We start from the raw sequence: 13,237 nt of genomic DNA, 5'->3' as shown, positions 1-13,237 counted from the left end.
ACGAAACCCCCAGCCACCTTGGGATCGGAGAGCTTCCATCTAACGCTGTTTGATCAATAACCAATCAGCTTGCTTGGTCAGGCTATGGCTTGTTGCAGAATTTCCGCGGATGTTGTCAGATCAATTGTTCGATTTTCGCCCAGCTTGATCATTCCGTGTTGTTTGAGTTGCGCAATCACCGCTTCGATCGCTGCGGGTTTGTTGTCGCCGTGTTCGGTTAACTGGGTGGCAACGTCCAGTTGTTGGTAGAACTGCTCAATGGTGTCGATGGTGCGTTCTGCCAGGTCGTCGGTTTTGGGCAGCTCGAAGACTCTTTGTCCCATTTGTTCCAGTTTCTCTCGTTTGACGTCGATCTGATGACGCAGCAATGAGGGCTGAACGATGGCCAGTGAGCGGGCGTGGTCTACACCATAAAGCGCGGTGAGTTCGTGGCCGATCATATGGGTGGACCAGTCTTGAGGGACGCCGGCGCCGATTAAACCGTTGAGGGCCTGGTTGGCGCTCCACATAAGGTTTTCACGCCATTGGTCGTTGTCCCGTTGCGGGTAGGTCTGGCCGAGGTGGTGCAGGGTGCGCAGCAGGGTTTCGGCGTAGCCGTCTTGTACCATGGCGCCGGTGGGGCGGGTCAGGTATTGCTCGCAAACGTGTACCCAGGCGTCGACGATACCGTTGATCAGTTGTCGTTCTGGCAGGCTTTTCATAACGTCGGGATCAAGCACCGCGAAGCGGGGACGTACCGCGGGCGACATAAAGGAGAGTTTGTCGTGGGTGGCTGCACGGGTGATGACAGCGCCGCCATTGGATTCGGAGCCGGTGGCGGGCAGGGTCAGGACCGCGCCGAGGGGCAGGGCGTTTTTTACACGGTGTTTGCCTTCCATGATGTCCCAGCCTTTGCCGTCGTAGAGGGCGGCTGCGGCGACGTATTTGGCGCCGTCGATGACGGAGCCGCCACCTACGGCCAGGATGTATTGTGCTTTTTCGGCCTTGGCCTGTGCCACGGCCTTGTCCAGGGTTTCTACCGTCGGGTTGGCTTCCACGCCGGCGAATTCCACCCATTGATGCCCCGCCAGGGCTTCTGTCACCTGGTCGTAGACACCATTGCGCTTGATGGAGCCGCCGCCGTAGATGACGAGGACTTTTTGTTCCTGGGGTACTTGGCGGGCGATATTGGCCGTCTGGCCTCTGCCGAAAAGAATGTGAGTGGGATTAACGTATGAAAATTCCATGGGAACACCTCTGCGGTCATAGGTAGGGGCGGGCTTGCGCCCGGGGTGGGCGATGCCGGTGAGAATGCATATTAGTGTCGTTGATGTTGATTAAAAAGCTACATATCTCCAAATTAATTGCCTATTTCTGCAGTGTGCGATATTTTTGTATGACTTGTCGGTCGAGCTGTGAAGAGGTGATGTATGGGCAATCTTGCCGGGTTGATGCAGTCCTACGTGGATCAGCGCGAGTTGAATACATTGGAGGGCAGCGCCCGAACGAATATTCCAGGGGTGTATCTTTATCGCTCTGAAGTGGATTGTGACCGCAAACCGTTGATGTACCAGTCGGGCATTATTGTGATGGGGCAGGGGCAGAAGACGGTTTATTTTGGTGACAGCTGTGCGACCTATGGCGCGGGCGATTATCTGGTTCTTGGAGTGCCTCTGCCTTTAACGTGCGATGCTCGCACGGATAACGGCAAACCTTTACTGGGCATCACGATTAACGTCCATTCCGAAACCTTGCACAAGTTGGTGAATCTGCTCAGCAGCGATGAGCTGGGCGGAAGCTCTGCAGTGGCCCCGGCGGCGTTGGATCTGGGTATTCAATTTGATTGCTTGAATGATGCCTTGAATGATTGCTTTAAACGACTTTTGGTGGCGATGCACAACGACAGAGATGCGGCTGTACTTGGCCCCGCCATTGTTGAGGAAATCGTTTATCGAATATTGATTGGCGATCGCGGTCATGTTTTGTTCGATCTTGCCCGCCACGACAGCCACTACGCCAAGATTGCCAAGTCGCTCAAGCGTCTGCATCGGCAGTACGCGGAGGTGATTACGGTGGAGAGCCTGGCGGAGCAGGCAAATATGAGCGTGTCCGGGTTTCACCGGGCGTTCAAGCAGGTGACCGCAGAGTCGCCGCTGCAGTACTTGAAGAAGCTGCGGCTGACCAAGGCCAAGGAGTTGATTGAGTTGCAGGGCCGTCGGGCGAGTGACGCGGCCATGCTGGTGGGCTATACCAGTACGTCGCAGTTTAGCCGGGAGTTCAAACGCCACTTTAATGCGACGCCTGGATCTTTCTCAGGTTTCTAAAGAGTTTTCCAGGCTTTATTAAAACGCGAAAAGGAGGACTGCGACTTTGCCGACACCTCCCTGTGTCGGAAGCAGCCAGCTGACTTAGCGACCCAGTACAACCAGGACCTTGCGTTTACGATCGCCGGAGTAGGGCATGCGGCCATGCATGGCCAGGTGGTTGTCGACAATGGCCACATCACCATCCTGCCATTCGATGTCGTAAGAGAGTTTCCTGGAAGCCGCCACGATTTCATCCAGGTAATCCTTGGTGAAGTCGGAGCCGTCCCCAAAACACAGGGCCACGCTTGGATTTTCTCGCACGCCTTTCCAGCCCATATAGGCTGCGATGATCTGGTTAAAGAATACCTTGCGGCCACCTTCCAGGGTTTTAATGGCGGGTAGTGCGCCGGTTTGTGCGGCCAGGGACTGGTCGTCGTTCCATACCCAGGAGTAACCCAGGCTGCTCAGTTTCTCTTCTGCCTGTTCTTTGGTTTCCACGCCGAGGGTGCCGCGCCAGCTGCGACCCTGGCCGGATTCGGGCGAGTCGTCGTAGGGCATCACGGTGGTGTACTTGACGCCGACCTTCTCCAGTTTTTCCGTCATTTCCGGTGCGTTCTTCATCAGTTCGGTGTACATATTATCGGAGCGACAGACGACGGTGGCACCACCCTGGTCGGCAGCAGCCTCACAAAACAGGGAAATAATGTTGGGGTAAATCGGTGTCTGCGCCATTTCGTTGTGGAGGTAAATTTCCACGTCTTTAGGGGCTTCGTTGGCGGTAAACACATACTCGGTGTGATTGATGCGAACGGCGTTGGACAAAGATTCCTTGTAAGTGAAGTTTGGATAGCCAAAGGATGAAAAAAACGCATCGTAGCTTTCCGCATCGGTAATGGGGAAGCCGCGGAACAGTATCGCACCGGTGCTGCCCAGCTCTTTTTTCAGTGCGTCGACGTTGTTTGCCACAAACTGTTTGGCCTGTTCCAGGTTTTCCACCGAGCCGTCGTTAACCACAACGGTGGGAAAGTGCTCGGGGTTGTATTCAAGATCGGTAACCATCGTACTTATATAAGGCACTCTGTCATCTCCTAGTCGTAAATGGGATAAAACTTGTTAAAGGCACCCTCGCAAAAATCGCCGGGATCGTTAAAACGACGGTTGCGATTCAGGGCGGAAATGGCCGCCATTTCGTCATCGCTGAGGGTAAAGTCGAATATGTTGATATTCTCTTGCAGGCGTTCGGTCTTGGTGCTCTTGGTGATCACGACGGTGTCGCGCTGTACGCCCCAGCGCAGGACCACTTGGGCGGGGGTTTTTCCATGGGCTTCAGCGATGTCCACAACGGCTTGCTGGGTGATCACGGATTCAATCGGCTCGGCCATATTTAACTCAAAATAAGAAAGCGCGCCGAGTGGAGAGAAGGCAGTCACTTCTATGCCGTAATCCTGGGCCAGGCGAATCAGGCGTTCCTGGGTCAGGTAGGGGTGAGATTCAATCTGCAGCTCCGCCGGTTTAATGCGTGCGTAAGCCATCAGGTCATTCAGCAGACCGGTGTTGTAGTTACAGACACCTATGTGTTTGACCAGGCCTTTTTCCACCAATGCTTCCATGGCCTGCCAGGTTTGGTGCAGGGGCACGGGTTCGATTTTCATCTCGGGGTTTGCAGCGTCCGGGTCGAGGAACCACTCTGGCGGGTAGCGGGTTTCAAAAGGCACAAATGGCTGCGCGATGGGAAAGTGAATCAGGTAGGAATCGAGGTATTCCAGCCCAAGATCGTTCAGGGTTTTCTCCAGCGCCGGTTGTACATGCTCGGGACGATGGTAGGTGTTCCAGAGCTTGGAGGTAATCCACAGATCGTCGCGGCTGCACAGTCCGTCAGCGATGGCGCGCTGGATACCCTGGCCCACTTCGACCTCATTGCCGTAGTCGCAGGCACTATCCAGGTGGCGGTAACCGACTTTAATGGCGTTGTAGACGACGTCGGCACATTCGGGCGTTGGTATCTTCCAGAGCCCCAGGCCTATCTTTGGCTTTTTCGAGATTGACATTTCTGCGCTCGCTAATGTTGTGTGTCAGTGATAAGATGTATCTTATATAAGACATAAGAATTGTCAATCGATTATATGTGACTGGTAGCGGTTGGTGGTTCAGAAAGCTCAGATAACAGCTATAAATATAAAGAAAAGGTTATTGGTGAAATCGAAAGGGCGTTCGCCCAAGCGAGTACTGGTTTATGTTGAGTAAGTTCTTCCCCGGATTGCTGTGGTTGCAGGGTTATGATGGCGATACTTTTCGCAGTGACCTGTTTTCCGGTCTGGCCATAGCGGTGATGTTAATTCCACAGGGCATGGGTTACGCCGTGGTGGCAGGTCTGCCACCCGAGTACGGGCTTTATGCCTGCATTATTCCCCCGGTTATTTATGCACTGCTCGGTACCTCCAACAAAATTTCCATTGGCCCGGTTGCACTCGATTCCATTCTGATTATTACGGGGCTGAGTGTGCTGGCTGAACCGGGTTCGGACCATTACCTGGAACTGGCCATCGCACTGACTTTAATGGTGGGGGTGATTCAGGCGTTTTTTGGTTTTATTCGCTTTGGTTTTATCGCCAACTTTTTGTCTAATCCGGTGATTGTCGGTTATACCTCGGCGGCGGCACTGATCATTATGGGCAGCCAGTTCGAGAATATGTTGGGGGTGGACGTTGAAGGCGGCAACCTGTTCCAGCTGGTTTATCAATTGCTGATGAGTATGCAAGACTGGAACTGGGTCACCGTTGGCATCGGTGCTTTTGGTTTGCTGTTTATGGTGTACTCCAAGCGCATCTATTCGGGGCCACCCTATGCATTGATTCTGTTGGTGTTAGGTATGGTCGCTTCGGGAGTCTGGAACGCTCAGGGTTATGGCGTTGATGTCGTGTCTTCTATTCCCCAGGGTTTGCCGGATTTGACTTTGCCGAATCTGGGGGCAGAGGATTTTATTGATCTGATGCCCGTTGCCTTGACGGTGGCGTTGATGGGATATGTGGGCACCATGTCCATTTGTAAATCCCAGGAGAAACCTACCGACAAAATCAGCGCAAAACCCAATCAGGAGTTATTGGCTGTTGGAGCCGCCAATCTGGTAGGGGCTTTTTTTAAGGCGTTTCCGGTATCGGCCAGTTTTTCCCGCAGTGCGGCGTTTCGGGAGGCCGGTGCGATGACTCAGGTGTCGGCACTGGTGTCTTCCTTTTTTATTCTGATTACGGTTTTATTTCTGACACCCTATTTTCAAACCTACCCGTTACCCAAAGCCTTGCTATCGGCTATCATTATTGTTTCCGTTGTCGGGCTGTTTAAATACAAAGAGATGATAAAGCTCTCACGTCACAGTCGTCGGGAGTTTGCCATCTTGATGGCAACGTTCGTCATTACCTTGTTGCTGGGCGTGCAGGAAGGTTTGTTTGTGGGGGTGGCTTTGTCAATCGGTATGGTGATTTACAATACCGCCAATCCCCATATGACCGAGTTGGGTTCCATCGAAAACGGTCGCTTGTTTCGTAACGTCAATCGCTTCTCCGATGCCAAGGTGCGGGATGACGTACTGATTTTTCGCTTTGACGCGCCGTTGTATTTTGCCAACAAAGACTACTTTGTAGAGCAGTTGTATGCCTGGATCAAACATCGGCAAAGTGACAAGCTGATGTATGTACTATTCGATGCGGAAGCCGTCAACAGTGTGGACTCAACGGCGATTCAGATGTTGCAACAAGTCATCGAAAACCTGAGAAGCCAAGGCGTGCAATTTTATATCACCAATGCCATCGGCCCTGTGCGCGACGTGATCAGTACGTCGCCGATGCGCGACTATATGTGCGAAAAAACGATGTTTTCGACAATCAACGATGCCATTGTTTATATTGATGGCGGCGTTAATGTGCATGCCCGCAGTGCGCTGCAAACCAATGATGGTTGATGGTGGTGTTACGTCCAACGACTGAGTAATAAAATTCAAGTGTGGACTTCAGTCTTATATAAGACAGTCTTGTAAAAGACATTGGATATGGGTAGTATCTCCACAATGCCCAATAAACAGCCAGGATCGCAGGTCGGTGCCATACTCGATAGAGTGCTCGTCCGCACCATGGCAAATCCAACAATAGGGCGCCTGTCAGTACAGGTAACGCAGGCATAACAGCAAAGAGATAAAGAGATAATAAACGGCAACCCGATTGCCGACACCACTTTCTTGGAGTTTGAGTAGATGGCTAAATTTAACTCGGCGTCTCCGGCCTGGAACGATATTCCAGCGCTGAAGGTTTCTGGAAGCATTTCCCTGACGGCGGCCAATCAGGTCACCGCTTATACCAGCGAAGGTCCGCTGACCATATCCCTTCATCCCTTTGGAGCCCGCCTGCGGTTTGGTGATTGCCAGTTTGGTGAGTACGGCATGTTGGTCGAAGAGCCCACCGGTGAGTCTCTGACTCTGGACAGCCAGGACGCCCACACTGTTATTAAAGGCGCCGGCCACACACTCAAGCTGTGCCACGAGCCTCTCTCTTTTGAACTTTTCAAGGGCGAGCGTTGCATTCAAAAGTCTCCCACTGACGGTCACTTTGTACGGCGCTTCCGTTTACCGCCGGTGGCTCGGGTGGAGGAAGGCTGGTTTGTCAGCCTGGAGCTGGATAGCAGCGAACCGGTCTACGGGCTGGGTGAAAAGTGGGGCCGCCTGGACAAGCGTGGCCAGCTGGTGCGTTCCTATAATCATGATGCCCTGGGCGTTAACGCCGAAATCTCTTACAAAAATACCCCTTTCGCCTGGAGCCCCAACGGCTGGGGCGCGTTTGTGCATACCCCTGCCCCGGTGACCCACGGTGTTGGCTTTGCAGCCTGGTCTCAGCGCGCCTACGGCCTGTTGGTGGAAGATACCTCCATGGATCTGATGTTGTTGTCGGCAGATAACGGCGCTGCCATGCTCGAAAGCTACACCGCATTGACCGGGCGCGCACCGGTACCGCCGACCTGGAGTCTGGGGGTGATCCTCTCCAAAGCCTATTACAAGGATGTGGACGAGCTGCTGGCCACCGCCCGTGCAGTACGCGAGCATAAAATGCCTTGCGATGTGATCACGCTCGATGGTCGCGCCTGGCAGGACACCGACACCCGCTTTGCCTTTGAGTGGGACCCCAAGCGTTATCCTGATCCGGCAGCGGTGATGAACGAGCTCAAGGCGATGAACTTTAAGGTTTGTGTTTGGGAATATCCGCTGGTATCGGTAGAGAACCCTTTATTCGACAAAATGGCCGAAAAGGGTTGGTTGCTCAAGGATCGCCGTACTGGCGATACCTATCGCTATCAGTGGGACATGAGCTGCTTTGGCGAAGTGCTGACGCCGCTGCCTGAATCGGGCATTGTGGATTTTACCCACCCCGAGGCCTACGCCTTCTGGCGCGACAGCCACAAGCCGTTGTTTGATCTGGGCGTTGATATGATCAAGGCGGATTTCGGTGAGCAGGTGGAAGAAAACATGTTGGCGCATAATGGCGACAGTGGAGAAACCCTGCACAACGCTTATACGCTGCTCTACAACCGCTGCGTGTACGAAGCGGCGGAGCGCTACTGCAAGAGCGGTCCGTTCCTGTTCAGCCGCTCGTCCTGGACGGGCTCCCAGCGCTATCCGGCCCAGTGGGGCGGTGACCCCCAGGCGGACTGGGGTGGGCTGGCCGGCAGCCTGAGAGGTGGCCTGTCCTGGGGTATGTCCGGTGCACCTTTTTATGCGACGGACGTGGGCGGGTTTTACGGCGACCAACGGGATTCAGAACTCTACGTGCGATGGTCTCAGGCAGCTGTGTTCTCCGCTCATATGCGTTTACATGGCATTGGTCAGCGCGAGCCCTGGTCCTATGGTGAGGAGGCCGGGCAGGCGGTGAATAAAGCGCTCAAGCTGCGCTACGAACTCTTCCCTTACATGAGCGATGTGATGGAACAGGCGAGCAATACCGGTCTGCCTGTACAGCGTGCCATGGTACTGACCTGCCCGGATGAAAAAGCGGCCTGGGCGTTCGAAGATCAGTTTTTCTTCGGCGACGATATGCTCGTAGCTCCCTGTGTAGCACCGGGCGGCGAAGTCGAGGTCTATCTGCCCTGCAGTGTCAGCGAAAGCTGGTGTCGTTTCCCGTCGGGCGAAAAGTTCGAAGGTGGCAAGAGCCACAAGCTGAAGATGCCACTGGATGAGATTGCGGTGTTTGTTCCCGAGGGTCGCACAATCCCGATGGGACCTGCGGTGGAGTACAGTGATGTGTTGACACAGCAGGGTGGCCTGCCGGTGATCAACGAATGGCAAGCGAAATAATGTTCAAAATACAAAAACAAAGAGGAGGCTATTCCTGCGTTGTACAGCCGCGGTAGAGGAATAGCCCAACCATAATAATGATGACAACAGCCAAAGGATCACAATCGTGGAGCTCAACTATGTAATCACCACGCTGGCGTCCTGCGTGTTTTTTATGGGTATCGTCGCCTGGGTTTCCTATCAGAAAACCAAAGGCGAAGTGGATACCAAGGACGGCTATTTCCTGGCAGGCAGGGGGCTGACCGGTGTTTTTATTGCCGGCTCCATGGTGTTGACCAACCTCTCCGCCGAGCAGATGATCGGGCTTAATGGTTCCGCCTATGGCCACAACATGAGCAGTATGGCCTGGGAGGTAACCGCTGCCTTTGCCACGATCATCATGGCGCTGGTATTCCTGCCCAAGTATTTGTCCGGTGCTTTTTCCACCCTGCCTGAGTTTCTTAAGGGGCGCTTCGACGATGGTGTGAGGCGTCTGACCGTGGTGTTGTTTATGGTGGGTTATGGGTTAATCACCATCCCGTCCATCCTCTATTCCGGGTCCATTGCCGTACTGCAGTTGTTTGATGTGCCGGCGCTGCTGGGTGTCAGCTACAGCGCCGCTCTGGTCATCACGATTATCTCCGTTGGGCTGATCGGTTCTATCTACGCCGTGTTCGGTGGCCTGAAAGCAGTGGCCGTTTCCGACACGATCAACGGTGTGGGTCTGTTGATTATCGGTATCACCGTGCCTCTGTTTGGTTTTGCCGCTTTGGGAGACGGCAGTGTTTCCGCCGGCATCAATGAGGTCATGACCACACACACCGAGAAGCTTAACGCCATTGGTGCCGCAACCGATCCCACTCCCTTTGGCACGATCTTTACGGGCATGATCTTTGCCAATCTGTTTTACTGGGGTACCAATCAATACGTTATTCAGCGCACTTTGGGGGCAAAAAATCTGGCGGAAGGTCAAAAGGGGGTTCTGTTTTCGGGATACTTCAAGTTGCTCGTGCCTTTCCTGATGATGCTGCCCGGTGTGATCGCCTTTCATCTTTACGGCGGCGAGCTTAAATCCATAGATCTCGCGTTTCCGGAATTGGTGAAAAATGTGCTGCCGGTGTATATGTCAGGTTTCTTCCTGGCGGTGTTGTTGGGAGCGGTGTTCAGTTCATTCAACTCCCTGTTGAACAGCGCCGCGACCCTGTTCGTGCTGGATATCTACAAGCCCTGGAAGAACGACCAGGTCAGCGATGACCAGCTGATCAGGGTGGCCAAGATGGCCAGTGTGGTGATAGCTCTGTTTTCCTTTGTGGTGTCGCCATTGCTGCAGTACGCGCCCGAAGGTCTGTTCCAGGTGATTCGCATCTTTACCGGCTTCTATAATATTCCTGTTATTGCCGTAGTTTTGGTGGGGTTATTTACCAAGCGTGTACCACCATTGGCAGCAAAAGTGGCCATTATTTTCCACATTATTGTGTACGGTCTGCTTAAGTTTGTTATCGAGGTGGACCTTAACTTTATCCATATCTACGCGATTCTCTTCTTTATTGAGGTCGGAATCATGCTCGCGATCGGTCGTTGGATGCCTCTGGAAAAACCCTGGCATTACCATGAGCAGGCGAAAGTGGACATGACCCCCTGGGTTTACGCCTTGCCGGTGGCTATTACGTTGATGTGCGGTATCGTCATGACTTATGTGTTGTTTTCGCCCATCGGACTGGTCGGCGGTCTAAGCCCGGCGTTCTGGCCGGTGATGGGCAGCCTGGTGGTCATCAACATTGCCCTGTGCGTGATCAGCATGAACCGCTGGCGGCAGAAATACAGCCAGCGGCTACACTGGAATGAAACCTAAAGTTGCGATCAAACGTATTTAACAATCAAGGGGCCAGACTCGAATGACACTTACTTAAGCATAAACTCAGTGTTTGAACTCTCCGTAGCAGCGCGCTCCGAGCGCGATAACGTGCCAAACCCGGTCGCCCTCAGAGCGGGCTGCTACAGAGAACAGTGTCAAACTGGCTTGAGTAAGTGCATTGGGGGCAGGCTCCATGATACTCCCATTGAGCTTTCAGGGAGGACGTAAATCAGCAAAACGCTGGATCGAGGGGGATTAATATGCAAAATTAGTCTTGTATAAGACATAAGATGTATTATAGAGTTGGTCAAAGCTATAAGAATACACAGCGAAATAATTACAACGATTCAGGAGATAACAATGATGCCAAAGAAGAATCCGATTAGCCGCGCGGTTGCGACCACTACGGCCTTGGTGGCCGGTTTTGCACTCAGCACTGCCAGCTATGCACAGAAGGACGACGGTTGGGCGCTGGAAGAGGTAGTGGTTACCGCCCAGAAACGCCAGGAAAAACTCAGCGATGTCCCCGTAGCGGTCACCGTGATGAACTCTGACCAGATCGACGCCGCCTTTGCCAATAACATCGAAGGCCTGCAGCAGATGGCACCCTCGGTCAGTTTCCGTAAAGGCAATACCACCCGAAACTCTGCGCTGACCATTCGTGGTATTGGAACCATTTCATTCAGCATCGCCGCTGAGCCCAGCGTCTCCACCGTGGTGGATGGTGTGGTACTGGGCCGTTCCGGACAGGCCTTCGGTGATCTTTACGACCTGGAACGGGTGGAAGTCCTGCGAGGGCCTCAGGGCACCCTGTTTGGCAAAAATGCCTCCGCCGGTGTGGTAAATATGACCACCAAACGTCCCGGCGACGAGTTCGAAGGCTCTGTGGAAGCGCAGATTTTCCAGGACAACGAATACAGTCTTAAAGCAATGGTGTCTGGCCCCCTAACCGACCGTACCCGCGGTAGTTTGACCGTGCTGGACAAGCAGTTTGACGGCTACATCAAAAACGAATTCAACAATCAAATGACCAACGGTTACGACCGCCAGGGCCTGCGTGGTATGTTGGAGTTCGATGCGGCCGAAGACCTCAATATGTTGTTTATTGTTGAGCGTTACGAGGCTGAGGACGAGTGCTGTACCGATCTGGAGCTGTTGCCCAGTGGCCGCAACCCTGATTCTCCGGCTGCGCCGGACAGCAATGGTATCGTAAACGGCAAGGCCGATCTGGATCTGGGTTTGCGCAAGGTCGATCACGATCTGACCACCGTCACTCTGGACGAAACCACTGCCTTCTCCGTACAGATCAATAAGACCATGGGTGAATATGAGTTCACCTCCATTACCGCTTATCGCGCCTGGGACAACACAGAGATCCGTGAAGGTGATTTTACCTCCATCGCGGGTGACAGCACTGAACCCGTATTCGGCGTGCCTTTTCAGCTGCACGACATTGGTCCCCAGGAATGGCGCCAACTTTCCCAGGAGTTCCGTCTTGCCTCACCGGTGGGTGAGTTTATTGAATACCAGCTGGGCGCCTTTTATTGGAACATCGAGTCTGAGCGCAGCTTTACCCGTGATGCCAGCTGCCAGAACAACAATGGCCAGCTGAACCAGGCCATGACCTGGTACGCCAACGAAACCCTCAGCGGTTCTGAACTTGAGAATGCCCTGGCGGACATCGAAGGCTTTACCGAGAGCCTGGGTGTCACCTGTAACGCCAACGATATTGTCTCTGCCACGGCTCATATGCGCACGGAATTTAACAACTGGGCCTTTTTTGGTGACGGTAAGGTCAATGTCAGTGACGACATGCGAGTCCTGTTTGGTTTGCGCTATACCGACGATGAGATTGAATACAGTCATAAACGTCGCAGTAATGACGAATTTGGTCGCCGTGGTGTAGGCGTTCGACCAGCCACCGAGAATACCGATTTCTCTGGCAAAGCGGATGAAACCAATGTCTCCGGCAAGCTCGGCTTCCAGTGGGATCTCAATGAAGAATCCATGGTTTATGCCACCGCCTCCCAGGGTTACAAGGGCCCGGGCTTTAACATCTACTATAACTTTAAGGCCAATGGTGACGATGCCGCGCCCATCTCAGAAGAGACCTCCGACGCACTGGAGCTGGGCTGGAAGTACACCGCCGATACCCTGATCCTGAACGCAGCGATTTTCCGCACCGAGATTTCGGACTTTCAGGCAAACAACTTTGACTGCTCAGACGGCACCTGCATCACTCGCCTGACCAATGCCGGTGATGTCACCACCGAGGGTATCGAGCTGGATTTCACCTGGCGTCCCATGGAAAACCTGACGTTCTACGGTGGTATCGCCTCCATCGAGGCAGAGATCGACAAGTTTAATTGCCCTCTGGAGGCCACCTCTTGCTCGGATCGTTCCGGACTGCCCGTGCCCTTTGCACCGGAGCTCAAGTACTCGCTTATGGCCGAGTACGTGATTCCGATGGAGAATATGGACATCATCCTGAATGGCTCCTTCGTTCATACTGACGAGCAGGTGGCAACGCTGCCTGGCAACGATGGTTCGGAAAATCCGGCGGCCGTACTGCCCGAATACGATATCTTCAACGCCAGCATCGGTTTCTCATTTGACGATGATCGCTATCGTATCTCGCTGATCGGCAAGAACTTGGGCGATGAGGAGTATGTAACCACTTACAGTGGTGACGGCTTCCGCTACCAGGTGCCCCGCGACGCGGAGCGTTACTTTGGGGCGGCATTCCGCGCCTCTTTCTAAACTTGTAGCGACTGTCTATGCTTGGGC

General features: G+C 53.6%; 8 protein-coding genes. 5 read left to right on the top strand and 3 right to left on the bottom strand.

Annotated elements, in window-relative coordinates; all coding sequences use genetic code 11:
* Positions 1 to 77: 77 nt before the first annotated feature.
* Positions 78 to 1,226 carry an iron-containing alcohol dehydrogenase gene (locus HBA55_RS12785; RefSeq protein WP_166991558.1) on the bottom strand — a complete coding sequence of 383 codons (1,149 nt, stop codon included), beginning with the start codon at positions 1,224 to 1,226 and terminating at the stop codon, positions 78 to 80.
* 183 nt (positions 1,227 to 1,409) lie between these two features.
* On the opposite strand from HBA55_RS12785, the gene HBA55_RS12780 reads away from it, so the two are divergent.
* Positions 1,410 to 2,303, top strand: coding sequence for an AraC family transcriptional regulator (locus HBA55_RS12780; RefSeq protein WP_166991555.1), 894 nt, complete (start codon positions 1,410 to 1,412; stop codon positions 2,301 to 2,303).
* Positions 2,304 to 2,387: 84 nt separating this feature from the next.
* Here the strand turns inward: HBA55_RS12780 and HBA55_RS12775 are convergent, their stop codons facing one another.
* Complete coding sequence (locus HBA55_RS12775; RefSeq protein WP_206019781.1) at positions 2,388 to 3,362, bottom strand: TauD/TfdA family dioxygenase; 975 nt, start codon at positions 3,360 to 3,362, stop codon at positions 2,388 to 2,390.
* Between the two features lie 11 nt (positions 3,363 to 3,373).
* The gene (locus tag HBA55_RS12770; protein WP_166991551.1) at positions 3,374 to 4,333 is read right to left on the bottom strand and encodes an aldo/keto reductase; all 960 of its coding nucleotides are present in this window, start codon (positions 4,331 to 4,333) and stop codon (positions 3,374 to 3,376) included.
* Positions 4,334 to 4,518: 185 nt separating this feature from the next.
* Here HBA55_RS12770 and HBA55_RS12765 point away from each other — a divergent pair, with 185 nt between their 5' ends.
* From HBA55_RS12765 to HBA55_RS12750, 4 genes are all read left to right on the top strand, one after another.
* Positions 4,519 to 6,240, top strand: a complete 1,722-nt coding sequence (locus tag HBA55_RS12765; RefSeq protein ID WP_166991548.1) for a SulP family inorganic anion transporter — start codon at positions 4,519 to 4,521, stop codon at positions 6,238 to 6,240.
* 288 nt (positions 6,241 to 6,528) lie between these two features.
* On the top strand, positions 6,529 to 8,616 hold the full coding sequence (locus HBA55_RS12760; protein WP_166991545.1) for a glycoside hydrolase family 31 protein: 2,088 nt from the start codon (positions 6,529 to 6,531) through the stop codon (positions 8,614 to 8,616).
* Between the two features lie 106 nt (positions 8,617 to 8,722).
* Complete coding sequence (locus tag HBA55_RS12755) at positions 8,723 to 10,447, top strand: solute:sodium symporter family transporter (protein ID WP_166991542.1); 1,725 nt, start codon at positions 8,723 to 8,725, stop codon at positions 10,445 to 10,447.
* A gap of 363 nt (positions 10,448 to 10,810) precedes the next feature.
* Positions 10,811 to 13,210, top strand: coding sequence for a TonB-dependent receptor (locus tag HBA55_RS12750; RefSeq protein WP_166991538.1), 2,400 nt, complete (start codon positions 10,811 to 10,813; stop codon positions 13,208 to 13,210).
* Positions 13,211 to 13,237: the final 27 nt, after the last annotated feature.

It is taken from the genome of Pseudomaricurvus alkylphenolicus, assembly GCF_011683955.1.
Classification (GTDB): Bacteria; Pseudomonadota; Gammaproteobacteria; order Pseudomonadales; family Cellvibrionaceae; genus Pseudomaricurvus; species Pseudomaricurvus alkylphenolicus.
Note: the sequence above shows the minus strand (reverse complement) of the source record. Positions and strands in the feature narration are given on the sequence as shown.